This window comes from Denitratisoma oestradiolicum (genome assembly GCF_902813185.1).
Taxonomy (GTDB): domain Bacteria; phylum Pseudomonadota; class Gammaproteobacteria; order Burkholderiales; family Rhodocyclaceae; genus Denitratisoma; species Denitratisoma oestradiolicum.
Map to the genome: position 1 here is coordinate 1382058 of NZ_LR778301.1, position 25126 is coordinate 1407183.

The window sequence follows — 25126 nt, forward strand, 5'->3', positions numbered from 1 at the left end:
CACCTATTTCTCGACGAAGGCCCGCTCGATCACATAATCGCCGACCACGCCGATGTGGGGCGATACCCGGAAGCCACGGGCATCCAGCAGGGCACTGGTGTCGGCCAGCATTGCCGGGCTGCCGCAGATCATGGCTCGGTCCTGGTTTGGGTCCAGGGGCGGCAGGCCGATGTCCTCGAACAGTTTGCCCGACTCCACCAGCGCGCTGAGCCGCCCCTGATTGCGGAAGGGCTCGCGGGTCACGCTGGGATAGTAGATCAGCTTCTCCCGCACCAGTTCGCCCAGGAATTCGTTGTCCGGTAGTTCCCGGGTGATGAAGTCCGTGTAGGCCAGTTCGCTTACGGTGCGCACTCCGTGGAACAGCACGATCTTCTCGAAACGCTCATAGGTTTCCGGATCCTGGATCAGGCTCATGAAGGGCGCCAGGCCTGTGCCGGTGCTGAACATGTAGAGATGGCGTCCGGGGCGCAGATCCCGCAGTACCAGGGTGCCGGTGGGCTTGCGGCTGACGACGATGGGATCCCCCGGCTTCAGGTGTTGGAGCTTGGAGGTGAGGGGGCCGTTGGCCACCTTGATGCTGAAGAATTCCAGATGCTCGTTGTAGTTGGGGCTGGCGATGCTGTAGGCCCGGATCAGGGGCCTGCCCTGGTGTTCCAGGCCGATCATCACGAACTGGCCGTTGATGAAGCGCAGCGACGGGTCCCGGGTGGTGGTGAAACTGAACAGGTTGTCGTTCCAGTGATGGACGCTGAGAACGCGTTCGGTGGCGAGGTTGCTCATGGCGAGAAGGCTCCGTGAAGGCTGGGACTGGGAAGAATTGTAGTATCGCCATTGATCCATTAAGTGGATAATATCTATATCTATAATCTGTAAAACAGATATGAGATACACCCTGCGCCAATTGGAAGTCTTCGCCGCCGTGGCCCGCAGCGGCAGCGTCTCCCGCGCCGCGGAGACCTTGTCCCTGTCCCAGTCGGCCGCCAGCACTTCCCTGTCTGAACTGGAGCGGCAGTTCGACACCCCCCTGTTCGACCGGGTGGGCAAGTCCCTGCGCCTGAACGAGACTGGCAGCCAGTTGCTGCCCCGGGCCGTGGAACTGCTGGATCGGGCCGGCGAGATCGAGGATCTGCTGCAAGGCCATGCCGGGGTGGGCCACCTGCGCATTGGCGCCACCATGACCATCGGCAACTATCTCGCCACCCTGATCGTCGCCAACTTCCTCCAGCGGCAGCCCGAGAGCCGGGTGGAACTGGAAGTGCGCAACACGGCCACCATCATCCAGCATGTGGCTCACTTCGAGCTGGACCTGGGTCTGATCGAGGGGAACTGCCGCCATCCGGATCTGGAGGTGCGGCCCTGGATCGCCGATGAACTGGTGGTTTTCTGCGCTCCTGAGCACCGTTTCGCCAAGCGGGGCAGGGCGAGTCTCAAGGAACTGGTGCGGGAGCCCTGGATCCTGCGGGAAATGGGCTCGGCCACCCGGGAGACCTTCGATCAGGCCCTGCGCCATCATGCGGGCCATCTCAACATTCGCCTGGAACTGGAGCACACCGAGGCCATCAAGCGGGCGGTGGAGAGCGGTCTGGGGATTGGCTGTATTTCCCGCCTGGCCCTGCGGGAAGCCACCCGCCGTGGCAGCCTGGTGGCCATCGCCACACCGGAACTGGACCTGCACCGGCAGTTCAATTTCGTCTGGCACCGGCAGAAGTTCCAGACCGCCGGAATTCGGGCCTTTCTCGCCCTATGTCATGAAATGACCGGGGCCGCCCTGAACAGCGCGGATATCGAGCTGCCCTACATCCGCTGAAAAGGGCTCAGGCCCTCAGTGTCGGTGTCAGATGGGGGGCGATGGCCTGGAGCAGCTGGGAGAATATCTTGGGACTGCCGGCGATGATGTTGCCGGTGGTCATATGGGCCGACTCGCCGCTCAGGTCGCCCGCCAGACCGCCCGCTTCGGTGATCAGCAGGGTACCGGCGGCCATGTCCCAGGGGGACAGGCCGAATTCCCAGAAGCCATCCAGACGACCGCTGGCCACGTAGGCCAGGTCCAGGGCGGCGGAACCGGGCCGGCGCACCCCGGCACTCTTGCGCATCATGTCTTTGAGAATGGCCAGATAGGCGTCCACATGCTCGAAGGCCCGGTAGGGAAAGCCGGTGCCGATCAGGGACTCTTCGAGCTTGGCGCGGCGGGAGACGCGGATGCGCTTTTCGTTCAGGTAGGCGCCGGCTCCCTTGCTGGCGGTAAATAGCTCATTGCGGCTGGGATCGAACACTACCCCGTGGGACAGCACGCCCCGGTGGGCCATGGCGATAGAAACCGCGTACTGGGGAAAACCATGGATGAAGTTGGTGGTGCCGTCCAGGGGATCGATGATCCACTGGTATTCGGAGTCGCCAGCGGCGCCGGACTCCTCTGCTAATATTCCGTGCTCCGGGTAGGCCTCGCGGATGGTGTCGATGATGACGGCCTCGGCGGTCCGATCCACCTCGGTGACAAAATCATTCTGTTGCTTGACGCTGACCTTGATCTGGCTGAGATCGAGACCGGCGCGATTGATGACTTGCCCTGCGCGACGTGCGGCCTTGACGGCGATATTGAGTGTGGGATGCATGGATTCGGTGAAGCTCGGAAAATACCGCCAATTCTAGCAGGCCGACCATGTCCGACGCTTCCTTACTTGATCGTATCCGCATTGTGCTGGCGCGGCCCAGCCATCCGGGCAACATTGGCGCTACCGCCCGGGCCATGAAAACCATGGGGCTTTCCCGGCTGGTGCTGGTGCAGCCCAAGGTTTTTCCCGATCCCCAGGCGGAGGCCATGGCCTCGGGCGCCATCGATGTGCTGAACCAGGCTCGCGTCTGCGATTCCATGGCCGAGGCTCTGGAAGGCACGTGGTTCGCCACCGCCATCACCGGTCGGCGGCGGGAACTGGGGGTCGAACCCTGCTGGGCCAGGGAAGCCGCTGCCGAACTGGCCGCCAGCGCCGTCACTGGGGAAGTGGCCCTGGTCTTCGGCAACGAGACCTCCGGCCTGTCCAACGAGGAAGTGGCCTTTTGCCAGCGCTGGGCGGTGATACCCGCCAATCCCGAATATCGTTCCCTGAATCTGTCACAGGCTGTTCAGGTGCTTTGCTACGAATTGCGCCTGGCCCTGGTGGCGCCGGGTTCACCGCCTCCTGTCCTCGGTGCCGGCGAGCCGGCCCGGCACGAGGAGGTGGAAATGCTGCTGGATCATCTGGAACGGGCCGCCCTCTCCTGCGGCTTTCTCGATCCGGCCAGCCCCAAGCGCTTCATGCCCCGCATGCGCCGCCTGCTGGCCCGCAAGGGCCTGGAGAAGGAAGAAGTGAATATCCTTCGGGGTTTCCTGGCGGCCCTGATGGACAAGGGGCGCTGAAGGTCTCAGGCCCCCGTCCCTGGCGATTTCCTGCGCTGCCCCAACAACTGCTGCCGCAGGCACCTGGGCCTTTCCGTGTAGGCCGCGTCCCGGCAGGCTGCCTGGGCCTTCACCAGGGCTTCGCAGCGCTCCCGACGCCGGGATTTGGCGCAGTCCGGCGGCGGCATATGGTCCTGGATGCACTGGCGCAGGTTCTCCCCCAGGTGCTGGATGCAGGCCGCCCGGGCCTTCTGGCGCGCTTCGCAGCGGGCCGGGTCCCGGGCCTGGGCACAGTCGGGAGTGGGTGTCTTGCCGGGTGGTTGGGCCTGAGCAAAGGTCGAAACCAGAAGGACAACGCTAAGACCAAGGCTGGACCTGAGCAGTGGGATCATGGGCTTGTCCATGGGTAAGGGCGAAAGTCCATCATAGTCATTGCCGGCGCCATTGGGGCCGGGTCGGGAACTCGGCTATATTGCGGCCTGGATGAAAAGAGAGCACTCCATGAACAGGCCCCCAGAGACCCCGCCCGAACACCGTCTGACCCTGATGGAAATCGTCGATGCCCTGGTGGCCGACGGGCAGGTGGACGTGGCGGAGGCCGAGCAATTCAAGAACGAGCGGCGCTACTACAAGGGGGAAAGCCATCCCTTGGTGGTTGTCGCCGGCCAGCGCTGGAAATCGGCCAAGGCTCCCAATCGGCTTCTGGACCTGGAGAACCTCACCCAGTGGCTGGCGGAGTGGACCGGCCTGAACTATTTCCACATCGATCCTCTGAAGATCAATTTCGCCGCCGTCACCGAGGTGATGAGCAATGCCTACGCCATCCGCTTTCGGGTCCTGCCGGTGGAGGTGCGGGCCAACGAGGTGGTGATCGCAACGGCGGAGCCCTTCGAGCGGGCCTGGGAGACGGAATTGCGGCCGGTGCTGCGCAAGGAAATCCGCCGCGTGGTGGCCAATCCGGAGGACATCGCCCGCTATCAGGTGGAGTTCTACAACCTGGCCAAGTCGGTCAAGGGCGCCATGGGGCGGGGCGACGTGGCCGGGGGCGGGGTCTCCAACTTCGAGCAGCTGGTGGAGCTGGGCAAGAGCAACCGCCAGTTCGACGCCAATGACCAGCATATCGTTCGCATTGTGGATTGGCTCTGGCAGTACGCCTTCGAGCAGCGGGCTTCGGACATCCACATCGAACCCCGGCGGGAACTGGGCGTCGTGCGTTTCCGCATCGATGGCGTGCTGCATCAGGTCTATCAGATTCCCATGCCCGTGCTCAACGCCATGACCAGCCGCATCAAGATACTGGGCCGCATGGACGTGGTGGAGAAACGCCGGCCCCAGGATGGTCGGGTCAAGACCCGCACCCCCGACGGTCAGGAGGTGGAACTGCGCCTGTCCACCCTGCCCACCGCCTTTGGCGAAAAACTGGTGATGCGGATTTTCGATCCGGAAGTGCTGGTGCGGGACTTCACCGAACTGGGCTTCGCCGACGAGGACGCCAAGCGCTGGGCAACCATGACCTCCCGGCCCAACGGCATCATCCTGGTGACCGGCCCCACCGGCTCCGGCAAGACCACCACCCTCTATTCCACCCTCAAGCAGCTCGCCACCGACGACGTCAATGTCTGCACCCTGGAGGACCCCATCGAAATGGTGGAGTCCTCCTTCAATCAGGTGCAGGTGCAGACCGATATCGGCATGGGTTTCGCCGAGGGTATCCGCGCCCTGATGCGGCAGGACCCGGACATCATCATGGTGGGGGAGATTCGCGACCTGCAAACCGCAGAAATGGCCATCCAGGCAGCGCTGACCGGCCATCTGGTGCTCTCCACCCTGCACACCAACGACGCGCCCACCGCCATCACCCGGATGCTGGATCTGGGAGTGCCCTCCTATCTGCTTCAGGCCACGGTGCTGGGGGTCATGGCCCAGCGCCTGGTGCGCATCCTCTGCCCCCATTGCAAGAAAGCGGGGGGCATGCGGGCCGAGGACGAGCTGGCCTGGAACGCCCTGGTGGCCCCCTGGAAATCCAGCAAGCCCACCACCCTCTACCATCCCCAGGGCTGTCTGGAGTGTCGGCGCACCGGCTACCAGGGGCGGATGGGGCTCTACGAAATCATGCAGCTCACGCCCGAGCTCAAGCAGTTGATCGGCGACCAGACCGATCTGGCCAAACTGCGGGAACAGGCCATGCGGGAAGGCATGAAGCCCCTGCGCATCTCCGGCGCCAAAAAGGTGGCGGCCGGACTCACCACCATCGAGGAGGTGCTCAAAGTCGCGCCGCCCAGCCCCTGATGCAAGCGGCTGGAGCACGTCAGGCCATGAACACCTGGGCCGTGATCGACTTCGAGACCACGGGCCTCTCGCCCGACCAGGGCGCCCGTCCCACGGAAATCGCCGTGGTGCTGGTGCAGGACGGCCAACTGGTGGATCGCTATCAGAGCCTGATGAATCCCGGGGTGCCCATTCCCTACGACATCCAGGCCCTGACCGGCATCAGCAACGACATGGTGCGCCGGGCGCCTGCCGTGGCCACTGTGATGGCCGAGGCCGCCGCCTTTGTCGGCACGCATCCACTGTTGGCCCACAACGCGGCCTTCGACAAGAAGTTCTGGGATGCCGAATTGCGCCGTCTGAGCCTGATGCGCCAGCAGGAATTCGCCTGTTCCATGTTGCTCGCCCGGCGGATTTTCCCGGAGGCGCCCAACCACAAGCTCGGCACCCTGGTGCAAAGCCTGCGACTTCCCGCCACCGGCCGCTACCACCGTGCCCTGGCCGATGCCGAGGCTACCGCCTATCTGCTGCTGCGGCTGAAGCAGGAGCTGCGGATGCGCTTCAAGCTGCCCGGCATCAGCCACGACCTGCTGTTGGCCATACAAGGTGTTTCCCGCAGCGCCATGGACGGCTGCGTGGCGAAGTTCGGCCAAGGGGCCGGCTGATCGTCAGGTCCTGAACATGGCCCGCTTGCGCCGCAAGCGCAGGCTCAGTAACGATATCCGGTCGTGTCTCCGAAGGGCGGCCGGCGACCCACCAGGCCTTCCAGCAGTTCCAGTTCCAGGTCGCTGTGGTTGATCACCGTCGCCGGCACCATGCTGGTGGGCATGGCGGGGTCGCCGTGGATGTAGATGGGATGGTCGTGATGGCGGGTGCGGATGACTTCCTTTTCCGCCGGGGCCGCCGCTGGCACCACTTCCGCCTCGCCGTAGCAGAGGCAGAAATAGCTCTTCATGGCATCGGTCTCGATGTAGCAGGCGGTGCCGCGGATGCCGATGGTGGCGGTGGGCAGGGTCAGACGTTTCTCCCCCCGGCCGAAAACCGAGAGCAGGCGGCCGCTCACTACCCGCAGGAAATCCGCCACGCCGTCGCCGAAACGGACCTCGCTGGAGGCCCGTTGCAGGAAGGCGTCCTGACCGATCACATAAATGGCCTCGCCATCGGCGCCGGTGATCACCGTGTCGCCGCCCTTGATGAGCATGCCTTCCACGGCGGCCTGGCCATTGACAGTGACCCGGCCCTTGAGTCTTTGCAGTCCCGGCTTGGCAGGATTGATGCCCGCCGCCAGCACACGGCGGAGGATGCCGATCGTGCCGATACCGGCCAGGGTCGCCTTGATCAGGGTGCGGCGCTTCATGCCTAGAGGCCTCATTAATGGGGAATTTGCTGAGGATCAAAGAGTATGCCATCGCATGTCTTTTCATGCATCTGCATCATCTGAACTGGCTCTGCCTTGATGCGGATCAATGGATGACGCGTTGCAATGAGTAGAGTCCATCTAAGTTTTATGGGTATAGGTACTACCTACGCAGTGTTGATATCCACCAGTCTGATCAGGAGGGGGCGACCATGAGTGAGTCCATGAAAGTCTTGCCGATGAGCCGGAGACGGTTTCTCCAGGCCTCGGGTATCGCCGGGGCAGCGGGTGCAGCAGGGATCGGCGCGGGAGTTATGCCGGGCTTCAAAACCATAGGCAAGGCCCATGCGGCCCCCGCGCCGGAGGCGGGGGGGGGGACGGTCATCACCAAGAGCTTTTGCCACCAGTGCCCGGCCCGTTGCGGTATCGATGTTTACACCACGAACGGCCGAGTTCATGCAATCTACGGCACCCTCGACAATCCGATTTCCAACGGCAAGCTTTGTCCCAAGGGGCATTACGGCACCTACCTGCTGTACGATCCCGACCGATTCAAGGGGCCGATGAAACGGACAAATCCCAAGAAGGGGCGCAACGAGGATCCGAGGTTCGTGCCCATTTCCTGGGACGAGGCACTGAAGACCGCAGCCGACCGCCTGAACGCGCTGCGCGACAAGGGCGAGTCCCACCGTTTCGGCCTGCTTTTTGGTCGTGGTTGGGGCGCCACCGATGCGGGGCTGCTGGGTGATTTTGCGAAGCTTTACGGCTCACCCAATGTTGGCATCAACCATTCGTCCATGTGCTCGGATGCATCGAAGAAGGCCAAGCTCTGTGCCGACGGCAACTACTCGTACAACTCATACGACTATGAAAACACCAACTATCTGCTGATTTTCGGGGCGAGCTTCCTCGAGTCCTTCCGTCCCCTCAACAACAACCTTCAGGCCTGGGGCACCATGCGCAGCAAGGCGCCCCGAACCATGGTCACGGTGGTCGATGTGCACACCTCGACCACGGGTGCCGCGGCTGACCGGTTGCTGCTGACAAAGTCCGGCACCGACGGTGCGCTGGCGCTGGCGATGGCCCATGTGATCCTCACCGAGGGGCTATGGGACAGAAAGTTCGTCGGCGATTTCATCGATGGCATAAACCGCTTCAAATCCGGCGAAATCGTCGCTATGGCCTATAGCCAGGAGGATCTGGCAAAGCGTCGTGAGCTTGAGGCTGCCGCTGCGGTCAAGAAGACAGAGTCCGACAAGAAAGCGCTGGCCGATAAAGCCAAGCTCCAGGCCGACATCGACAGCTTGCGCGTCAAGATCGAAGAATCGGATGACGAAAAAATCATCCCCGGCCTCAAGAAAGCGCTGGCCGATCTTGAAAAGAAGGCTGAGGGCGCAGACAAACTGGCCGCGGCCATCAAGGAGCAACGAGGCGCGCTGGGACAGAATGCCAAGCCGCAACCTGACCCCGCAGTTGGCGAAACGATCTTCAGGGAAAAATGGACGCTGGGTCTGCTGGAGTGGTGGAATGCCGTGTTGAAGGACTGCACTCCCGAATGGGCGGAAAAGATCACCACGATACCGGCCAGGGAGATCAAGGCGGTGGCAAAGGAATTTGGTTCCACGCGCCCGGCCATTGCGCTGTTTGAACGTGGTGCCACCGCCCACACCAATGGCATCTACAACGGCATGGCGATCCATGCGCTCAACGCCCTGGTCGGTTCACTCTTTGCCAAGGGCGGACTGGGTTATCAATCCAGTGTGCCCTGGGGCAAGGTATCGGTGAAGGCCGACAAGTTCATGGACAGCTATGCCATGTCCAGCGACCGCAAGAAGCCTCGCATCGACAAAGTGAAGACCGATGCCTGGCCGATGGCCAGCAACATGATGCAGGAGATTGCCAAGAACCATCTCAAGGGCGATCCCTACAAGATGGACACTCTGATGTTCTACCTGACTGGGCCGATTTTCTCCGGCCCGGAATGCAAGGACTGGGAAAAGTCGATGGCAGAAACTTATGTTATCGATACCTCTCCCTACCCTGGTGAAACGGCGGTCTTCGCCGACCTGATCCTGCCGGACCACAGCTACCTCGAACGTCTACAGATCGCCGACACCTACCCCTTCCAGGGTTATCCGATAGCGATGATCCGCACACCGGCGATCAAACCGCTCTACGATACCAAGGTCTTCGGTGACGTCCTCATCGAGATCGGCAAGCGGATCCAGGGACCGATGGGGGAATACTACAAACAGCTCGGCAATACTGAGTCGATGATCAAACAGATGGCCAAGGGCTTCGAGGAAAAGCCGGGCTCCAACGGGGTCAACAGCTACGAGAGCTTTGTCCAGAAGGGCGTCTGGTTCAAGAAGCCCTATGGCTACCGTCAGGTCGCGGGAGAGTTCTACTTCTGGGATGGAGATACCAAATCGTATTCCAAACAGATGGTTCCGGCTGAGGTCAAGGACAAACTGCTCAAAACGCCCTCCGGCAAATATGAATTCAAGTCCGGCTATTTGGCAGACGAGCACCACGCCCACTATGTGCACGAGAAGCTGGGCATCGACCTGGAACTGGTGGGTTTTCCCCAGTACATCCCGGCCAGGCATCCCGGCGGTGGCGACCTACACTTCGTTTCGCCCAAGCTGGCGGCCCAGGCCGAAGGGCGTCAGGCCAATCTTCCCCATGCATCGGCGTTCATGCAGCCTACCCAGGGTGGCAAGCGCGAGGTGTTCCTGGAAATCCATCCGGAAACCGCAGCCAAGCGGGGCATCAGGAATGGTGACAGGGTGCGGGTGAAGAACGATATCGGCGCCATTGAGGTTGTCGCCCGCCTGTACACCGGCATCCGGCCCGATACAGTGGCCTTGCCCATGATTCATGGCCACTGGGCCCAGGGGCGCTGGGCCACGGCCAAGGAGCGCAATGTCTCCGGCAGCACCAATGAAATCACCGCCAATGTTTCCGAACCCATCTCCGGTCTGGCTTGCTATCACACCGGCAAAGTGTTCGTTGAGAAAGTCTGAGGAGCTGAAAAATGACTAAATGGGGAATGGTCATCGACCTGGAAAAATGTACCGGCTGTCAGGCCTGTACTGCGGCCTGTGGCATGGAGAACAGCCGACTGCCCGGCGAGCACTGGCAGGATGTCATCTTTTTTCACGAAGGAGAATTTCCGAGTACGCAACTGAAGTGGTTTCCCCGGCCCTGCATGCACTGTGAGAATCCGTCCTGCGTTGCGGTCTGTCCGACCCGGGCCACCTATAAGTCGGAGGATGGTCATGTGCTGGTGGACTGGGAGCGCTGTATCGGTTGCAAGTACTGCATGATTGCCTGTCCCTATGGTGTGCGCTTCTATACCGAGGAAAAACCCTCCTATGGCGGCCCGGACATGAAGCAGGTATTCAAGGGCGAAGAAGGCCGCTCCTGGAGTCCGCCCTGGAAGTCGCCCCAGGAAGATTGGAAACATGGTGTGGGCGTTCAGCCCCACGATGTCGTGTCCAAATGCACCTTCTGTTACCACCGGGTATCCAAGGCGCCCAAGGGAACAGTTGATCTTGATCCCCAGAATCCTGCAACCCGGGAGTTCACGCCTGCCTGTGTCGTGACCTGCGGCCCTGGTGCCCGGCTTTTTGGCGACCTGTCGAATCCGAATTCGGAGGTGTCCAGGCAGATTGCCAACAAGAATGGCGTGCGCCTGCTGGATCACCTCGGCAACAAGCCCCAGGTCTACTACCTCACCGGCGAAGGCGGCTCCGTTCCGGCCGATCGCTCCACCAAGCCCAAGGTCTAAGGAGGATTTGTCATGCAATCCAGTTCCGATCCCAAAACCCTTGCTGAAGTCTTCGGTTTCCTCGGGGATTTACACCGTAAAGAGGGAACCACCACTTTCATCAAGCTCTGTCTTTCCCTGGGCAGGGAACCATCCGTCGCGACGAAATGGTGGCAGGCCTCCCTGCTGGTGACTGCTGTTTGCCTGCTGTTCGTGCTTTACCAGTTGATTTTTGTCGGCCACGCCGCCTTCAATACATCGAGTGACGGCATCAACTGGGGTATGGCGGTCTCCACCTATGTGTTCTTTGCCCTGACCTCTTCCGGGCTGACCATGGTGGCATCCCTGGCGACAGTTTTCGGCTTCAAACAGTTCTATCCAGTGGCCAAGCGCTGCATCTATCTGGCGATCATCACCCTGATCTCGGGTTTCACGGTACTGGCCCTGGAACTGGGTCATCCTTTCCGCATGCTCTGGTCGATTCCGACGGGCATGCAGATCATGAGCCCGATGTTCTGGATGGGTGTCTTCTACCTGATTGATCTGGTGCTGCTGATCATCAAGCTGTATTTGCTATGGCAGGAGGAGTGGGACAGTCCTCGTTCCAATGCGGTTGGTGTGGCAGGTTTCATCGCCGTAATCCTGGCTTCGGGCATGCTGGGCCTGGTATTCGGTTCCCTGTCGATGCGTCCCATGTGGTACGGTTCCTTCACCTCGATCTATTTCATTATCACGGCGGCACTGTCCGGCGCAGCCGCGATCGTGGTGACCACCTACATGGCTTATGACTTCAATCGAAGCAATATGCCCGAGCCCCTGCGAGGATTGGCCAGTGGACCTCAGTTGCCACGGGTGTTTGCGGCATTCATCGGCATTACGCTGGTGATGTTCGTAACCCGCTTCTGGGTCGGACTATGGAGCAATCTGGACGGACTGGATGGTTTCCAGGCCTTGGTCAGGACGCCGCTATTCCATCTTGAACTCTGGTTGGGGCTGTGTCTGCCCTTCTACCTGATGGCTTCTCCATCGACCCAGACCAACACCCAAAAACAACTGATCGCAGCATTTCTGGTTCTGGGTGCCATGTTCATCAACCGGTACGAGTTCGTTATCGGCGGGCAACTGGTGCCCATGTTCAAGGGAACCTGGGTCAACGACCTGATACCTTATACCCCATCTCTAACGGAGTGGGCCTTGACCCTGCTTGGCCTCTCCCTGTGCCTCGCGTTGTACGCACTGGGCGAGAAGGTTCTGAAGCTCTCGGCCATGCCGTCGGTGGTTGAGATGGAGAAGCCTGGGGTTGCGCAAGCCTGATGGACTGATCCTGATACTTTGACCGGCCGGCAGGGAAGTATTCCTGCCGGCCATTGTTTGATCGATGCAAATGAAAACCGAGAATTCAATCGAGCAAGCCTTCTGGCTCACCATGGCCAATGTGTTCCTGCCTCCGATGCATCCGGAAGTGTTTGTCGTATCCCGGAACTGGCTGGCCGATGATCTTCAAGAAATGTGCGATGCCTTGGGTCTCGATCTGCTGCCGGATCTGAAACAGTTACGGCGCAATCTGGCCGGTCTGGCATCCCATGAGATCCTGTTGGTGGATTACAGCCATCTCTTTCTGCAACCTCCGGCTCCGGCGTCACTGAATCTGTCCCGCTATGTGGATGGTGGTATCAACGGACCCTGTATGGATGCCCTGGAGAACGCCTATCGGCGGGCGGGTGTGACTCAGAGTGAGCGGATGCGCGACCTGCCCGACCATGGGGCCATGCAGATGGAAACCCTGGCTTTCCTGCTTGGAGAGGATTTTCAGGAGGCTGCTGATTTTGCTCGCCTGTGTCTGGTGGGGGCGTTGCCGAGACTTGCCCAAACAGTGGACGAGGAGTCACCCAATTCCCCCTATGCGCCGCTGTCCCGAATTGCCGCTGGCGCCATCACCCGGTTCACCCAGGAAGCTCATCCTTCGGCAAGCCAGAAAAAGCGCCGTCACGATGTCTCCGTAGGCGTCTGGCGCCACTGTAAATCCTGTGACCAGCCCTTTGCCCGGGAAAAGGAAATCCAGATCATGACCCGTGCCCTGGCGCAGGCCGGATTGCCGGCCACACACCTGGAGCGTTGCCCGGATTGCCGCGACGCGGTCAGCGGATTTTTCAAGCGCAGCCTGACATAGGCTGCCTGTTCCTCATCCAGCGAGACTACTTGCGGGATTCGGCCCGCTCGTACCAGTCCTTGCTGGCATTGACCACCTTCACCACCGGCAGCATCACCGGCACCTCGATCAGTACCCCCACCACCGTGGCCATGGCGGCGCCGGACTCGAAGCCGAACAGACTGGTGGCGGCTACCGCCAGCTCGAAGAAATTGGAGACGCTGATCAGGGCCGAGGGGCAGGCGATGATCGGCGGCTTCAGGGAAACCGCCACACGGGGCGTGAAGGCGGGATGGCTGCAAAGGGGTCAATAGCCCTTGTTCGCCGGGTAACTAAGCTACCGTACGAAACTGCTGGCCCTTTTCCCCTCTTGCTTCGTTCATTTATTTCGACGATACTGGAAATATGGAAACACTAGCTGCCGCTGAACTGCTCGCCGCCCTGGGGCATGAGTCCCGTCTCGCCATCTTCCGCCTGCTGGTCCAGGCGGGGAGGGAGGGCATGGTGGTCAGCGCCATCGGCGAGCAACTGTCCATGGCACCCGCGACCCTGTCCTTTCACCTCTCGCACCTGACCCGGGTGGGGCTGATCATCGGGCATAGGGAAAGCCGTTTCATCCGCTACTGCGCCGAATACGCCACCATCGACGAGCTGATCGCCTTTCTCACCCGCAACTGCTGCCAGGGCGAGGCCTGTCTCACCACAACCCGCGACGCGAAGGGTGCGGGCCGTGCCTCACCCCATCCTACGACTACGAAACGAGCATGACTGCACCCAAGACCGTCCTGGTGCTATGCACCGGAAACTCCTGCCGCTCCCAGATGGGGGAGGCGCTGCTGAATCATGACCTGGCCGGCCGGGTTCGCGCCCTGTCTGCCGGCACCCGGCCCCAGCCCAAGGTTGCCGATGGCGCCCTCGAGGCCCTGAAACAACTCGGGCTGCCCACCGATGAACTTCATCCCAAGGATGTGGCGGCGGTGATGGACGAGGACATCGATCTGGTGGTCACGGTCTGCGACAACGCCAGGGAAAGCTGCCCCGTCTTCCCTCGGCCGGTCCCCCGCATCCATCTGCCTTTCCATGATCCCCACGGGGAGCCCCTGGAAAGCTTCATCCGGGTGCGGGACGAGATCCGCGCCCGTCTGATTCCCGCGGTGCGGGAAGCCCTGGACCTGTAAGGAGGATTGCATGAGTGTGCAGTGCGAAGTTGCGACGAAAGCGGAAGTGGGGTTGCCCATGGGATTCTTCGAGCGTTACCTGACCGTATGGGTGTTTCTCTGCATTGTCGCCGGCATCGGCCTGGGCCAACTGGCGCCGGGGCTGTTCCAGGCCGTCGGTCGGATGGAAGTTGCCCGGGTCAATCTGCCGGTGGGTCTGCTGATCTGGGTGATGATCATCCCGATGCTGGTCAAGGTGGATTTCGGCGCCCTGCATGAAGTCCGCCAGCATGTGCGGGGCATCGGCGTCACCCTGTTCGTGAACTGGCTGGTGAAACCCTTTTCCATGGCCTTCCTGGGCTGGCTGTTCATCCGCCATCTGTTCGCGCCCCTGCTGCCCGTCGGGCAGATCGACAGCTACATCGCCGGCCTGATCCTGCTTGCCGCTGCGCCCTGCACCGCCATGGTCTTCGTCTGGAGCCGGCTGTCCAACGGCGACCCGCTGTTCACCCTGTCCCAGGTGGCCTTGAACGACAGCATCATGGTGGTGGCCTTCGCGCCCCTGGTGGCCTTCCTGCTGGGTATCTCGTCCATCATCGTGCCCTGGGACACCTTGTTCACCTCGGTACTGCTCTATATCGTCATCCCGGTGATCCTGGCCCAGCTTTGGCGCCGTTCCCTGCTGAAGGGAGGCCAGGGGGCCTTCGATGCCGCCATGGAGAGGATCGGTCCCTGGTCCATTTCGGCCCTGCTGGCGACCCTGGTGTTGTTGTTTGCCTTCCAGGGGGAGGCCATCTTGAAGCAGCCCCTGGTCATCGCCCTGCTGGCGGTGCCCATCCTGATCCAGGTGTTCTTCAATTCCGCCCTGGCTTACTGGCTCAACCGGGTCGTGGGGGAAAAGCACAACATCGCCTGCCCCTCGGCCCTGATCGGCGCCTCCAACTTCTTCGAGCTGGCTGTGGCCGCCGCCATCAGCCTCTTTGGCTTCGAGTCCGGCGCGGCCCTGGCCACGGTGGTGGGCGTGCTGATCGAGGTGCCGGTGATGCTGCTGGTGGTGAAGGTGGTCAATGGCAGCAAGGGTTGGTACGAGGCCCGCTAGCCCGGATCGCTATTGCTCCAGCGCCGTGTTGCGGGTTTCCGGCAGGAAGCGCAAGCCCACCAGGCTGGCGATCAGCAGCAGGGTCGTCGGGTAGGCCAGGCCCAGCAGGGGCTCGCCGCTGCGGCTGCCGATCAGGGTCACCATGAAGGGAGAAAGGCCACCGATCCAGCCGGCGGCCAGGTTGTGGGGCAGGGCCACGGCGGAATAGCGGGTGCGGGCCGGGAACAGTTCCGCCAGGGTGGCGGTCTGGGGGCCGGTGATCAGGGCCAGGGCCAGCACCGGCAGCATCAGCAGCATCACCACCAGGGCCGGGCTGGCGGCGAACTGGCCCAGGCCCCAGAACACCGGCACCATGGCAAGCGTCCCCAGCAGCAGTCCCGCCAGCAGCACCGGGCGGCGCCCGATCCGGTCCGACAATCCGCCGGCCAGCAGGGTCAAGGGGAACAGGGCCAGGGTGGCGACGATGGCCAGGCAGCCAGCCTGGGCCGGGTCCATGTCCACCACGGTCTTGAGGAACACCGGGGCATAGACCTGGGAGCAGAAGAACAGCAGGGAGCCGCCGGCGGAAATGCAGCAGAACAGCAGGGCCATGCGGCCCAGGGTATGCCGGTCCCGGAAGCATTCCCGCAGGGGGGTCTTGGCGATGCGCTGGTTCGCTTTCAGTTGAGCGAAGATCGGGGACTCGTGAAGCGCCATGCGGCTTTTCATGGAAATCACCAGCGGCAGGGCCGACACCAGGAAGGGCACCCGCCAGCCCCAGGCCAGGAAATCCTCCGCCGAGAGCCAGCCCTGAAGCAGTACCACCTGGGCCGTGGAGGCCATCACTCCAAGGGGGCCCATCAGTTGCAGCACGCTGGTGTAGAGGCCTCGCCGTCCGGCCGGAGCGTGTTCCGTGAGGTAAACCGTGGCGCCGCCGATCTCGCCCCCCATGGCCAGACCTTGCAGGATGCGCAGGGTCAGGAGCATCAGGGGCGCCCAGATGCCCACCTGGGCATAGGTGGGCAGGAGGCCCACGGCGAAAGTGGTGACCCCCATCAGGGCAATGGTGGCGATGAACACCACCCGCCGGCCGTGGCGGTCGCCGAGGGAACCGAACAGGGCCGCCCCCAGGGGCCGCACCACCATGCCGATGCCGAAGGTGGCCAGGCTCGCCAGCAGTCCCGCTACCGGATTCTCCGAGGGGAAGAACAGCGTGGCGAAATAAGTGGCCAGGCTGGCGAAGGTAAGGAAGTCGTACCACTCGAGGAAGGTGCCGAAACAGGCCGCGAGGGCCACTTTGCGATAGCGGGGTTGAGTATCCATGGCGACATTATCAGCCAGGGAAGGGTTCGCCCCGGTAAAATCACCCCGTGAACCTGATCGCCATCGAGACCTCCACCCGCCTGCTGTCCGTCGCCCTGTGGCGGGATGGCGCCCTGATTGAACGCCGTCGGGACCATCCCAACGGGGGCTCGGAGCTGATCCTGCCCTGGGTGGGCGAATTGCTGGCCGAGGCCGGCATCACCCTCAAGCATCTTGATGGCATCGCCTTCGGCGCCGGTCCCGGCGGCTTCACCGGCCTGCGCCTGGCCTGCGCCGTGGCCCAGGGCCTGGCCTTCGGCGCCGATATCCCGCTGGCCCCCGTATGCAGCCTGGAGGCCCTGGCCCTGGAGAGTGGCGCGGAGCGGGTCTATGCCTGCCTCGACGCCCGGATGAACGAGGTCTATAGCGCCGCCTACGAACTAGTGGCCGGTTTCCCCCAGGAAATCCTGGCTCCCGCTGTCACGCCCCCCGAAGCCGCGCCCCTGCCGCCGGGGAGCGGCTGGCAGCTATGCGGCGACGGCTTCGTGGCCCATGGCGATGCCCTTTCAGCCCGGCTTGGCGCGGCCATTGCGTCCCGGCGCACCGATCTGCTGCCCACGGCGGCGGCCGTGGCCCGGCTGGCCGCGCCGCGCCTGGTGCGGGGTGACGGCGTCCCCGCCGCCGAGGGTGCGCCCCTTTATGTGCGCGACAAGGTGGCCCTGACCACCGCCGAGCGTCTGGCTCGGGGCGGGGTGCGTTGACATGAGCGCCGGAGCCACAACGCGGCGAACCGTCGTCATCTCCTCCTTCGGGGCTGCGGTATGCACACATCTGCCTCCCGATGTTCTTCCGTCATTCCGGCGAATGCCGGAATCTAGAAAAATCAACAAACTGGGCACCGGCGTGCGCCGGTGCGACGGACTTGATGGACATCTGCCCCGGCCCCGATCTGGAGATGGGAAATGTGTGCATACGGTAGCCCTCGGGGAGGGGGCCGGGGGGAGGGTCGTCCCGTGAGCGCTGTGCCGATTTCCATTTCCGTGCCCCATCCGAGCTTTCACGCCATGACTCCGGCCGATCTGGATGCCGTGATGGAAGCCGAGAACCGTATCTATGAATTTCCCTGGAGCCGGGGCAATTTTTCCGACTCCCTGGATTCGGGCTACCGATCCTGGGTGATGCGGGACGGTGATGAACTGCTGGGCTATGGCGTGGTGATGATGGTCCTGGATGAGGCCCACCTGCTCAATATCAGCGTGCTGCCGGAGCGACAGGGCCGGGGGCTGGGTAGCCGGTTGCTGGAATTCTTCTTCGCCGATGCCCGGGCCCGGCGGGCAGTGCGCATGTTGCTGGAAGTGCGGCCCGGCAATGCCTCGGGCCTGCGCCTGTATGGCCGCTACGGCTTTGCCGAGATCGGCCGGCGGCGTGACTACTACCCGGCCAGGAATGGTCGGGAGGACGCCATCGTCATGGAGCGGATGCTATGAGCCGGCGCGATGCCTTGCTTTGCGAAATGGGCCTGGGGCCCCTGTGGAAGCTGCGTACCCCGCCGGCCGCGGGGACCGCGCTTGCGCCGGAGCCGCTTCCTGCGGCCCTTGCCGAGGTAGGCGGAGCGGAATTGCTGACGCCTCCATTGGGTGCCCCCGGCGGCGACAGCCCCATTGCCGCCATGGACTGGCCCCAACTGGAAGCCGCCATCCGCGACTGTCGACTCTGCGCCCTGTGCCGGGAGCGCAAGCAGGCGGTGCCTGGGGTTGGCGACCGCCAGGCCGACTGGCTGTTTGTCGGCGAGGGGCCGGGGGCGGAGGAGGACCAGCGGGGCGAGCCTTTTGTCGGCCAGGCCGGCAAGCTGCTGGACGCCATGCTGGCGGCCATCGATCTGAAGCGGGGCGAGAACGTCTATATCGCCAATGCGGTGAAGTGCCGTCCCCCCCAGAATCGCACCCCGGAGCCGGATGAGACAGCGGCCTGCTGGCCCTATCTGGAGCGGCAGATCGCCCTGCTGCAACCCAGGCTGATCGTCGCCCTGGGCCGGCCCGCTGCCCAGACCCTGTTGCAGACCGAGGTCAAGATCGGCGCTGCCCGGGGCCGGTTGTTCGACTACCGGGGCATTCCGGTCATCGTCACCTATCACCCCGCCTACCTGCTGCGCAACCTGACCGACAAGGCCAAAGCCTGGGAAGACCTGCTCTTTGCCCGTCGCACCATGGCCGGTCTGATCTCCTGACGCTTAGCCGGGGCTTCCGGCGAGGCCCTCGTGGGGGGATACTGCGGGTTCGCCGTGATACCGCCACGGTAGGAGTGGGTTGATATGCTGACGTCGTATCAGATGCATTGGGGTGTGGAGCAATGGAGCGCTTTCCTCAAGATCGAGGATATTCCCATCATGCCCGCTTCCCGGCAATTCATCCTCGCCATCGCCGAAGAGAAGGGGGAGGACGTTTCCCCCAGGGAGCTGGCGGTCATCGTCACCAGCGACCCCTTCCTGGCCCTGCGCGTGTTGCGGGCCGCCGAGGCCCGCCGCTCCAGGGTTTTGGGGCGGGACGCGACGACCCCTATTGCCTCCATCATGCAGACCGGCCTGGACCGGCTGATGGAAATCGTCGACAGCAGCCCCCTGTGCGACGACAGCCTGCCGGGCCTGACGGAATGCGAGTCCCGTTGCGCCATGGCTTCCTTCATTGCCCGATCCTGGGCCTCCTGCCGCTCGGACATTTCCCCCGACGAAGTGGCCCTGGCAGCCCTGCTGGCCGAGATTGGGGAGATGATGCTGTGGCATTTCGCCCCGGAAATTCCCCAGAAGGCGCTGGAGGAACTGCGTTCCGGCAGGGCCTTTCGCACCCTCCAGGCCCAGCAGCAGGCAGCGGGATTTTCCTTCAAGCTGTTGTCCCTGGCCCTGGCGGATGCCTGGGAATTGCCTCATTTGCTGACGATGCTGATCCGGGGCGCGGATAATGCAAGGGCCAACATTGCTCGTCTGGCCAACGATACTGCCCGCCATATTCAGACCAACCCGGAAAACCCGGCCATTCCCTCGGACATCATTGGAATCCGGGAACTGGTTCCTTCCGCCAGCTACAGAACCCTGATCACTCCCCTACCCATTTCGGATGAATTTCGGGAAGTGGTGCTCGACGCCATTACCAGGACAACGCAATGAAAGATTCGACCATTCTTCCCACCCAGGTGGAGCGCCTGATGCGCGAGGGCGACTACATCATCTCCACCACCGATCTGACGGGGCGCATTACTTCCGTCAATGATGTGCTGGTGGAATATTCCGGCTACAGCGAGGCTGAGCTGATCGGCAGCCAGCACAACATCCTGCGTCATCCCGACATGCCCCGGGCCATCTTCTGGCTGCTCTGGGAGGCCATCAGCCATGGAGAGGATTTCTCCGCCTATCTGAAAAACATGAGCAAGGACGGGGGGTTCTACTGGGTCTTCGCCCATATCTCTCCGGTGGCTGACGAAGAGGGCAGGCCCCTGGGCTACAAGTCGATCCGCCGTCGGCCCCGGCGGGCCGCTGTGGATGCTGTCGAGGCGCTGTATTGCCGGATGCTGGCGGCGGAGCGGGCCGTCGGTTCCAAGGATGCCGTCAATGAGGGGCTCACGATGCTCGGCGACATGCTGGCGGCGCGTCGGCGCAGTTATGAGGAATTCGTCGCGGCCCTGTGACGGCGGCATTGCCGCGGTGCTGCTGCTTCCCTGACCCTTTCCGACACCGAATAGGCCAGTTCCGATCGGTGGGCGGGGCGGCTGGGCGGCGGCCCTTCGCTAAAATCGAGAGGGGAGTTTTCCGGGCCGGGCCTTGGTGTCCTTCCGGGGCCGCATTTCGAATCGAATCAGTCAATTAGGAGGCATCCAGGATGAACAAGCAAATGACCGCCGCCGAGGTGGTCGCCCGCCTGCGTGACGGCATGACCATCGGCATCGGCGGCTGGGGTCCGCGCCGCAAGCCCATGGCCATTGTGCGCGAGATGCTGCGCTCCGATCTGAAGGATCTGACCATCGTCGCCTACGGCGGCCCCGAAGTGGGCATGCTCTGCGCTGCCGGCAAGGTGAAGAAGCTGATCTTCGGCTTCGCCACCATGGACGCGATTCCCCTGGAGCCCTATTACCGCAAGGCTCGGGAAGCCGGCCTCCTGGAATTGATGGAAGTGGACGAGGGCATGTTCGAGTGGGGCCTACGGGCCGCCGGCATGCGCCTGCCCTTCCTGCCCACCCGTTGCGGTCTGGCCTCCGACGTGGTGAAGCACAACCCGGAACTGAAGACCATCCAGTCCCCCTATGCCGACGGCGAAGTGCTGCTGGCGATGCCGGCCCTGAAGCTGGATGCGGCCCTGGTGCATGTGAATGTGGCCGACAAGCTGGGCAACACCCTGATCACCAGCCCCGATCCCTTCTTCGACAACCTCTTCGCCCGGGCCGCCGATGCCTGCTACGTCAGTGCCGAGACGGTGGAGGACAAGCTGGCCCTCACCGGCGACCAGGCCCGCTTCAACACCTTTGAGCGCTATCTGGTGACCGGCGTGGTCCACGCCCCCTGCGGCGCCCATCCCACTTCCTGTGGCCCCGACTACGGCTGGGATCTGGGGCACATGAAGAAGTACAACGCCAGTGCCTCGGAAGAGAGCGGCTGGGAGGGCTACGCGAAGGAATTCGTCAGCTGTACCGAAGCGGAATACCTGGCCAAGAACGGCGGAGCCGAAGCCATCGGCAAGCTGCCCATGCCCATTTTCTGACGGCCGGAAGCGGAGAAAACCATGAGTCAAACCACTGAATTCACCCTGGCCGAACTGATGATCGTCGCCGCCTCCGAGGCCTGGCGCGACAACGGCGAAGTCCTGGCCTCCGGCATCGGCGTCATTCCCCGTCTGGGCGCCAGCCTGGCCAAGCTGACCCACAGCCCCGAACTGTTGATGACCGACAGCGAAACCTATCTGGTGGCCGAGCCCATTCCCCTCGGCCCTCGGGGCGACTATGTGCCCAAGTACGAGGGCTACATGAGCTTCGACCGGGTCTTCGAGTGCGTCTGGGGCGGCAAGCGCCACGCCATGATCGGCCCGACCCAGATCGACCGCTGGGGCCAGACCAACCTGTCCTGCGTGGGCGGCGACTACCAGAAGCCCAAGTCCGCCATTCTCGGGGTGCGGGGCCTGCCCGGCAACAGCATCAACCATCCCAACTCCTTCTTCGTGCCCGCCCACAACAGCCGCACCTTCGTGGCCGGCGAGGTGGACATGGTCTCCGGCGTCGGCTTCAAGGACGAGCGCTGGGAGAAGGGCGTGCGCCGGGATCTGATGGACATCCGCCGCATCGTCACCAACCTCTGTGTGCTGGATTTCGAAGGCCCCAACCGGGCCTGCCGTGTGCGCTCCCTGCACCCGGGGGTGAGCTTCGAGGAAGTCCAGGAGAACACCGGCTTTCCCCTGCTGAAGGCGGACAAGCTGGGCGAGACGCCCCATCCCACCCCTGAGCAGCTGGAGATCATCCGCCGCCTCGATCCCCACAACATCCGGGGCGCTCAGCTGAAGGGCAATCCGCCGGGTATCCGGGCCGCTGCCTGATCCACCACCGCGCCGGCCTGCCGGCGCGGTTTTGCCTTTGCCCCTCGCTGCCACATCATTTCAGGGAAGAGCCATGACCCAACAATTCCATAGCACCATCGACGCCGACGGCATCGCCGAAGTCGTCCTCGACCGGCCCCCGGTCAATGCCCTCAATGCCGCCGGCTGGAACGGCCTGGCTGCCGAGATCGAGGCCCTGGGCCAGAAGCCCGAAGTGCGCGTGATCATCATCCGTGGCGAGGGCCGTGGCTTCTGCGCCGGCGTGGACATCAAGGAACTCAACGCCGACCAGAGCCTGATCGTCTCGGTCAATGCCGGCAACTACGCCACCTTCAAGGCCGTGCATCTCAACAAGGTGCCGGTGATCGCGGCCGTGCACGGCTTCGTCCTGGGGGGCGGCATCGGCATCTGCGGCGCCGCCGACATCGTGGTGGCTTCCGAGTGCGCCAGCTTCGGCCTGCCCGAGGTGGACCGGGGCGCCATGGGCGGTGCCGCCCACTTGCAGCGTCTGTTCGGCGTGCAGAAGGTGCGCTACCTGTTCTTCACCGGCGAGATGATTTCCGCTACCGAGGCTTATCGTCTCAACGCCATCGAGCGGGTGGTGCCGAAGGATCAGTTGCGCGACACCGCTTTCGAGATCGCCCGCAAGATCGCCGCCAAGAGCCCGGCCATGATCCGCATCGCCAAGGAAGCCCTGAACGGCATCGAGGACGGCAACCTGGAAGACAAGTACCGCTGGGAGCAGGGTTTCACCCTCCAGGCCTACATGAGCAAGGATTCCGCCGAGACCCGCAAGGCCTTCGTCGAGAAGCGCGACGCGAAGTTCTGATCCCCGAACAAGGACAACGTCTATGGATCTGAAATACACCCCCCAACAGGAAGCCTTCCGCCAGGAAGTGCGGTCCTGGATGAAGGAAAACGTGCCCAAGGAGCCCCTTCAGGACTTCGACACCGAAGAGGGCTTTGCCCAGCATCGGGCCTGGGAAGCCAAGCTCAACGAAGGCGGCTGGGGCATGGTCACCTGGCCCAAGGAGCTGGGCGGCCGTAGTTGCAATCTGATCGAGTGGCTGATCTTCGAGGAAGAATACTGGGGCGCCGGCGCGCCGCTGCGGGTCAACCAGAACGGCATCTTCCTGCTCGGCCCGACCCTGATGGAATACGGCACCGAGGAGCAGAAGAAGCGCTTCCTGCCGCGCATGGCTTCCTGCGCCGACATGTGGGCCCAGGCCTGGTCTGAGCCGGGCGCCGGTTCCGACATGGCGGCGATCCGCACCAAGGCCGTGCGTCAGGGCGACCACTACGTGATCAACGGTCAGAAGACCTGGTCCACCCGCGCCCGCTGGGCCGACTGGGCCTTTGGCATCTTCCGCACCGACCCCGATTCCGAGCGCCACCACGGCCTGTCCTACATCCTGGTGCCCTTGAACCTGCCGGGCATCACCATCCGCCCGATCCGCCAGCTGAACGGTCTGGCCGGCTTCGCCGAAATCTTCTTCGACGACGTCAAGGTGCCGGTGGAAAACCTCTTGGGCAAGGAAGGGGGCGGCTGGAACGTGGCCATGGCCACCGCCGGCTTCGAGCGCGGCCTGATGCTGCGCTCCCCAGCCCGCTACCAGGAGACCGCGCGCCGCCTGGTGCAGCTGTATCTGGCCAACCGGGAAGAGGCCGACCGGGACCCCTCGATCCGCGAGGCCGTAATCAAGGCCTGGATGGATGCTGAGGCCTACACCCTGTCCACCTACCGTACCGCCAGCAAGCTGGTGAACGGCGCCAAGATCGGCCCCGAGTCCTCCACCAACAAGATTTTCTGGTCGGAGCTGGACATCCAGATGCACGATACCGCCATGCGCATCCTCGGCTCCCGCGCCGAGCTGCTGCCCGAAGCGCCGGACGCCGGCGACGTGGGCACCTGGCTCGACGGTTTCCTGTTCTCCCAGGCCGGCACCATCTACGCCGGCAGCAACGAGATCCAGCGCAACATCATCGCCGAGCGCATGCTCGGGATGCCGCGCTGATCGGAGGTTCCCATGGATTTCACTTTCAGCGAAGATCAAATCGCCTTCCGCGAGGCCATGCACAGCTTCTTTGCCAAGGAGCTGCCCCTGGAAACCATCCGCAAGAACTGGGAGACCGAAGCCGGCCACGCCCCCGAGTTGCAGGCCAGGATCGCCGAGCAGGGCCTGTTCGGCCTTTCGGTGCCCGAGGACTTCGGCGGCCTGGGCCTCTCTGACGTGGACTGGGTGCAGATGACCCAGGAACTCGGTTATTCAGCCCTGCCCGACTACGTGGTGGATACCGCCTACGTGGCTGTCGGCCTGTTGAACGCACTGCCCGCCGGCCATGCCCTGGCCGCCCAGTTGGCAACTGAGTGGCTGCCCCGCATCGCCGAAGGCTCAGCCCGCGTTGCCGTCGGCCATCCCAGCCAGAAGCTGGTGGCCGATGCCGATACGGCTGATCTGCTGCTGCTTGCCCACCAGGGCGAACTGCACGCGGTGGCCGGCAGCGCGGTGAAGACCGTGCTCAATCCCAGTATCGACTTGTCGCGCCGCCTGTGCCGCGTGGAATGGACGCCCAGCACCGAGACCCGCGTGCTGGACGCCGCCGCGGCCGCGCCCCTGTGGGAAGACGCCCTGAACCGCGGCGCCCTGGCGGCCGCCGGTCAGATCATGGGCCAGATCCTGCGCATGCTGGACATTTCTGTGGCCTACACCAGCGAACGCAAGCAGTTCGGCAAGCCCATCGGCAGCTTCCAGGCGGTCAAGCACCACCTGGCCACCGTGGCGGTCAAGGCCGAATTCGCCAAGCCGGTGCTGGAACGGGCTGCCCAGGCCATGGCCAGCGGCGATCCCGCCCGCGGCGTCCATGTCTCCCACGCCAAGCTGGCCTGCGGTGACGCCGGTTGGCTGGCCGCCCGCAGTGGCATCCAGGTTCATGGCGGCATGGGCTACACCTGGGAAGTGGATCTGCAGATATTCATGAAGCGCGCCTGGGTGCTGGATGCGGCCTGGGGCGACCGGGCCTTCCACAAGAACCGTGTGGCCGCCCATGTGCTCTCCGCCAACGCCCCCCTGGGCGCCGGCAAAACTTTTATCTGACAAGG

The 25126-nt window shown here is 63.3% G+C and carries 26 protein-coding genes and 1 pseudogene; 21 read left to right on the forward strand and 6 right to left on the reverse strand.

Annotation, left to right across the window (positions count from 1 at the left end; genetic code table 11):
* Positions 1 to 3: 3 nt before the first annotated feature.
* Entirely contained in the window at positions 4 to 780 is a 777-nt protein-coding gene (locus tag DENOEST_RS06335) for a ferredoxin--NADP reductase (protein WP_145769621.1), read from the reverse strand.
* A gap of 100 nt (positions 781 to 880) precedes the next feature.
* On the opposite strand from DENOEST_RS06335, the gene DENOEST_RS06340 reads away from it, so the two are divergent.
* On the forward strand, positions 881 to 1807 hold the full coding sequence (locus DENOEST_RS06340; protein ID WP_145769622.1) for a LysR family transcriptional regulator: 927 nt from the start codon (positions 881 to 883) through the stop codon (positions 1805 to 1807).
* Between the two features lie 7 nt (positions 1808 to 1814).
* On the opposite strand, the gene DENOEST_RS06345 is transcribed toward DENOEST_RS06340, so the two are convergent.
* Entirely contained in the window at positions 1815 to 2612 is a 798-nt protein-coding gene (locus DENOEST_RS06345; RefSeq protein ID WP_145769623.1) for an inositol monophosphatase family protein, read from the reverse strand.
* A gap of 47 nt (positions 2613 to 2659) precedes the next feature.
* Here DENOEST_RS06345 and DENOEST_RS06350 point away from each other — a divergent pair, with 47 nt between their 5' ends.
* Positions 2660 to 3394 carry an RNA methyltransferase gene (locus DENOEST_RS06350; RefSeq protein ID WP_145769624.1) on the forward strand — a complete coding sequence of 245 codons (735 nt, stop codon included), beginning with the start codon at positions 2660 to 2662 and terminating at the stop codon, positions 3392 to 3394.
* 5 nt (positions 3395 to 3399) lie between these two features.
* Here the strand turns inward: DENOEST_RS06350 and DENOEST_RS06355 are convergent, their stop codons facing one another.
* Positions 3400 to 3765 carry a hypothetical protein gene (locus tag DENOEST_RS06355; RefSeq protein WP_170228106.1) on the reverse strand — a complete coding sequence of 122 codons (366 nt, stop codon included), beginning with the start codon at positions 3763 to 3765 and terminating at the stop codon, positions 3400 to 3402.
* 109 nt (positions 3766 to 3874) lie between these two features.
* Here DENOEST_RS06355 and DENOEST_RS06360 point away from each other — a divergent pair, with 109 nt between their 5' ends.
* Together DENOEST_RS06360 and DENOEST_RS06365 are read left to right on the forward strand one after the other, a co-directional pair.
* Positions 3875 to 5662 (forward strand): GspE/PulE family protein, encoded by a 1788-nt coding sequence (locus tag DENOEST_RS06360; protein ID WP_145769625.1) that lies wholly within the window; start codon positions 3875 to 3877, stop codon positions 5660 to 5662.
* Positions 5663 to 5688: 26 nt separating this feature from the next.
* Complete coding sequence (locus tag DENOEST_RS06365) at positions 5689 to 6306, forward strand: 3'-5' exonuclease (protein ID WP_145769626.1); 618 nt, start codon at positions 5689 to 5691, stop codon at positions 6304 to 6306.
* 44 nt (positions 6307 to 6350) lie between these two features.
* Here the strand turns inward: DENOEST_RS06365 and DENOEST_RS06370 are convergent, their stop codons facing one another.
* Positions 6351 to 6998: a hypothetical protein gene (locus tag DENOEST_RS06370; protein ID WP_145769627.1), complete on the reverse strand. Its 648-nt coding sequence runs from the start codon at positions 6996 to 6998 to the stop codon at positions 6351 to 6353.
* Positions 6999 to 7210: 212 nt separating this feature from the next.
* Here DENOEST_RS06370 and DENOEST_RS06375 point away from each other — a divergent pair, with 212 nt between their 5' ends.
* The 4 genes from DENOEST_RS06375 (at position 7211) to DENOEST_RS06390 (ending at position 12940) form a co-directional block, all read left to right on the forward strand.
* Positions 7211 to 10024 (forward strand): molybdopterin-dependent oxidoreductase, encoded by a 2814-nt coding sequence (locus tag DENOEST_RS06375; RefSeq protein ID WP_197970543.1) that lies wholly within the window; start codon positions 7211 to 7213, stop codon positions 10022 to 10024.
* Positions 10025 to 10035: 11 nt separating this feature from the next.
* On the forward strand, positions 10036 to 10791 hold the full coding sequence (locus tag DENOEST_RS06380; RefSeq protein ID WP_197970544.1) for a 4Fe-4S dicluster domain-containing protein: 756 nt from the start codon (positions 10036 to 10038) through the stop codon (positions 10789 to 10791).
* A gap of 12 nt (positions 10792 to 10803) precedes the next feature.
* The gene (nrfD, locus tag DENOEST_RS06385; RefSeq protein WP_145769628.1) at positions 10804 to 12084 is read left to right on the forward strand and encodes an NrfD/PsrC family molybdoenzyme membrane anchor subunit; all 1281 of its coding nucleotides are present in this window, start codon (positions 10804 to 10806) and stop codon (positions 12082 to 12084) included.
* Positions 12085 to 12154: 70 nt separating this feature from the next.
* Positions 12155 to 12940 (forward strand): molecular chaperone TorD family protein, encoded by a 786-nt coding sequence (locus DENOEST_RS06390; RefSeq protein WP_170228107.1) that lies wholly within the window; start codon positions 12155 to 12157, stop codon positions 12938 to 12940.
* A 25-nt stretch (positions 12941 to 12965) separates the two neighbouring features.
* On the opposite strand, the pseudogene DENOEST_RS06395 reads toward DENOEST_RS06390, so the two are convergent.
* A pseudogene (locus DENOEST_RS06395) lies at positions 12966 to 13166 on the reverse strand (arsenic resistance protein); the annotation flags it as partial.
* 158 nt (positions 13167 to 13324) lie between these two features.
* Between DENOEST_RS06395 and DENOEST_RS06400 the strand changes: the two are divergent.
* The 3 genes from DENOEST_RS06400 to arsB are packed head-to-tail and all read left to right on the forward strand — an operon-like array spanning position 13325 to position 15175.
* Positions 13325 to 13687: an ArsR/SmtB family transcription factor gene (locus tag DENOEST_RS06400; protein ID WP_145769630.1), complete on the forward strand. Its 363-nt coding sequence runs from the start codon at positions 13325 to 13327 to the stop codon at positions 13685 to 13687.
* Positions 13684 to 14097 (forward strand): arsenate reductase ArsC, encoded by a 414-nt coding sequence (locus DENOEST_RS06405; RefSeq protein ID WP_145769631.1) that lies wholly within the window; start codon positions 13684 to 13686, stop codon positions 14095 to 14097. The genes DENOEST_RS06400 and DENOEST_RS06405 overlap by 4 nt, the downstream gene beginning before the upstream one ends.
* Before the next feature lie 58 nt (positions 14098 to 14155).
* Positions 14156 to 15175: an ACR3 family arsenite efflux transporter gene (arsB, locus tag DENOEST_RS06410; protein WP_197970702.1), complete on the forward strand. Its 1020-nt coding sequence runs from the start codon at positions 14156 to 14158 to the stop codon at positions 15173 to 15175.
* Between the two features lie 9 nt (positions 15176 to 15184).
* Here arsB and DENOEST_RS06415 read toward each other — a convergent pair whose 3' ends face one another.
* Entirely contained in the window at positions 15185 to 16477 is a 1293-nt protein-coding gene (locus tag DENOEST_RS06415; RefSeq protein ID WP_145769633.1) for an MFS transporter, read from the reverse strand.
* Between the two features lie 47 nt (positions 16478 to 16524).
* On the opposite strand from DENOEST_RS06415, the gene tsaB reads away from it, so the two are divergent.
* The 10 genes from tsaB to DENOEST_RS06465 all read left to right on the forward strand — a co-directional run bounded on the left by tsaB (position 16525) and on the right by DENOEST_RS06465 (position 25121).
* Positions 16525 to 17217 (forward strand): tRNA (adenosine(37)-N6)-threonylcarbamoyltransferase complex dimerization subunit type 1 TsaB, encoded by a 693-nt coding sequence (gene tsaB / locus DENOEST_RS06420; RefSeq protein ID WP_145769634.1) that lies wholly within the window; start codon positions 16525 to 16527, stop codon positions 17215 to 17217.
* Positions 17218 to 17469: 252 nt separating this feature from the next.
* Positions 17470 to 17943 carry a ribosomal protein S18-alanine N-acetyltransferase gene (gene rimI, locus DENOEST_RS06425; RefSeq protein ID WP_332068217.1) on the forward strand — a complete coding sequence of 158 codons (474 nt, stop codon included), beginning with the start codon at positions 17470 to 17472 and terminating at the stop codon, positions 17941 to 17943.
* On the forward strand, positions 17940 to 18683 hold the full coding sequence (locus DENOEST_RS06430; protein WP_145769635.1) for a uracil-DNA glycosylase: 744 nt from the start codon (positions 17940 to 17942) through the stop codon (positions 18681 to 18683). The genes rimI and DENOEST_RS06430 overlap by 4 nt, the downstream gene beginning before the upstream one ends.
* Positions 18684 to 18767: 84 nt before the next feature.
* Positions 18768 to 19616, forward strand: coding sequence for an HDOD domain-containing protein (locus tag DENOEST_RS06435; RefSeq protein ID WP_145769636.1), 849 nt, complete (start codon positions 18768 to 18770; stop codon positions 19614 to 19616).
* The gene (locus DENOEST_RS06440; RefSeq protein WP_145769637.1) at positions 19613 to 20134 is read left to right on the forward strand and encodes a PAS domain-containing protein; all 522 of its coding nucleotides are present in this window, start codon (positions 19613 to 19615) and stop codon (positions 20132 to 20134) included. Before DENOEST_RS06435 ends, DENOEST_RS06440 begins: the two co-directional genes overlap by 4 nt.
* Before the next feature lie 191 nt (positions 20135 to 20325).
* Entirely contained in the window at positions 20326 to 21201 is an 876-nt protein-coding gene (locus DENOEST_RS06445) for a CoA transferase subunit A (protein WP_145769638.1), read from the forward strand.
* Between the two features lie 21 nt (positions 21202 to 21222).
* Complete coding sequence (locus DENOEST_RS06450; RefSeq protein ID WP_145769639.1) at positions 21223 to 22026, forward strand: CoA-transferase subunit beta; 804 nt, start codon at positions 21223 to 21225, stop codon at positions 22024 to 22026.
* A gap of 73 nt (positions 22027 to 22099) precedes the next feature.
* A complete protein-coding gene (locus DENOEST_RS06455) occupies positions 22100 to 22855 on the forward strand; it encodes an enoyl-CoA hydratase family protein (RefSeq protein WP_145769640.1) in 756 nt (251 codons plus the stop codon).
* A gap of 22 nt (positions 22856 to 22877) precedes the next feature.
* On the forward strand, positions 22878 to 24041 hold the full coding sequence (locus DENOEST_RS06460) for an acyl-CoA dehydrogenase (RefSeq protein ID WP_145769641.1): 1164 nt from the start codon (positions 22878 to 22880) through the stop codon (positions 24039 to 24041).
* A 12-nt stretch (positions 24042 to 24053) separates the two neighbouring features.
* A complete protein-coding gene (locus DENOEST_RS06465) occupies positions 24054 to 25121 on the forward strand; it encodes an acyl-CoA dehydrogenase family protein (RefSeq protein WP_145769642.1) in 1068 nt (355 codons plus the stop codon).
* Positions 25122 to 25126 lie beyond the last annotated feature (5 nt).

Coding starts and splice junctions, on each gene's coding strand:
- arsB (WP_197970702.1), top strand. CDS start 14,156: ATGGGATTCTTCGAGCGTTACCTGACCGTATGGGTGTTTCTCTGCATT.
- DENOEST_RS06405 (WP_145769631.1), top strand. CDS start 13,684: ATGACTGCACCCAAGACCGTCCTGGTGCTATGCACCGGAAACTCCTGC.
- DENOEST_RS06465 (WP_145769642.1), top strand. CDS start 24,054: ATGGATTTCACTTTCAGCGAAGATCAAATCGCCTTCCGCGAGGCCATG.
- DENOEST_RS06440 (WP_145769637.1), top strand. CDS start 19,613: ATGAAAGATTCGACCATTCTTCCCACCCAGGTGGAGCGCCTGATGCGC.
- DENOEST_RS06460 (WP_145769641.1), top strand. CDS start 22,878: ATGGATCTGAAATACACCCCCCAACAGGAAGCCTTCCGCCAGGAAGTG.
- DENOEST_RS06380 (WP_197970544.1), top strand. CDS start 10,036: ATGACTAAATGGGGAATGGTCATCGACCTGGAAAAATGTACCGGCTGT.
- DENOEST_RS06450 (WP_145769639.1), top strand. CDS start 21,223: ATGAGTCAAACCACTGAATTCACCCTGGCCGAACTGATGATCGTCGCC.
- DENOEST_RS06335 (WP_145769621.1), bottom strand. CDS start 780: ATGAGCAACCTCGCCACCGAACGCGTTCTCAGCGTCCATCACTGGAAC.
- DENOEST_RS06455 (WP_145769640.1), top strand. CDS start 22,100: ATGACCCAACAATTCCATAGCACCATCGACGCCGACGGCATCGCCGAA.
- nrfD (WP_145769628.1), top strand. CDS start 10,804: ATGCAATCCAGTTCCGATCCCAAAACCCTTGCTGAAGTCTTCGGTTTC.
- DENOEST_RS06430 (WP_145769635.1), top strand. CDS start 17,940: ATGAGCCGGCGCGATGCCTTGCTTTGCGAAATGGGCCTGGGGCCCCTG.
- DENOEST_RS06355 (WP_170228106.1), bottom strand. CDS start 3,765: ATGATCCCACTGCTCAGGTCCAGCCTTGGTCTTAGCGTTGTCCTTCTG.
- DENOEST_RS06370 (WP_145769627.1), bottom strand. CDS start 6,998: ATGAAGCGCCGCACCCTGATCAAGGCGACCCTGGCCGGTATCGGCACG.
- DENOEST_RS06400 (WP_145769630.1), top strand. CDS start 13,325: ATGGAAACACTAGCTGCCGCTGAACTGCTCGCCGCCCTGGGGCATGAG.
- DENOEST_RS06345 (WP_145769623.1), bottom strand. CDS start 2,612: ATGCATCCCACACTCAATATCGCCGTCAAGGCCGCACGTCGCGCAGGG.
- DENOEST_RS06340 (WP_145769622.1), top strand. CDS start 881: ATGAGATACACCCTGCGCCAATTGGAAGTCTTCGCCGCCGTGGCCCGC.
- DENOEST_RS06435 (WP_145769636.1), top strand. CDS start 18,768: ATGCTGACGTCGTATCAGATGCATTGGGGTGTGGAGCAATGGAGCGCT.
- DENOEST_RS06360 (WP_145769625.1), top strand. CDS start 3,875: ATGAACAGGCCCCCAGAGACCCCGCCCGAACACCGTCTGACCCTGATG.
- DENOEST_RS06415 (WP_145769633.1), bottom strand. CDS start 16,477: ATGGATACTCAACCCCGCTATCGCAAAGTGGCCCTCGCGGCCTGTTTC.
- DENOEST_RS06375 (WP_197970543.1), top strand. CDS start 7,211: ATGAGTGAGTCCATGAAAGTCTTGCCGATGAGCCGGAGACGGTTTCTC.
- DENOEST_RS06365 (WP_145769626.1), top strand. CDS start 5,689: ATGAACACCTGGGCCGTGATCGACTTCGAGACCACGGGCCTCTCGCCC.
- DENOEST_RS06390 (WP_170228107.1), top strand. CDS start 12,155: ATGAAAACCGAGAATTCAATCGAGCAAGCCTTCTGGCTCACCATGGCC.
- DENOEST_RS06445 (WP_145769638.1), top strand. CDS start 20,326: ATGAACAAGCAAATGACCGCCGCCGAGGTGGTCGCCCGCCTGCGTGAC.
- DENOEST_RS06350 (WP_145769624.1), top strand. CDS start 2,660: ATGTCCGACGCTTCCTTACTTGATCGTATCCGCATTGTGCTGGCGCGG.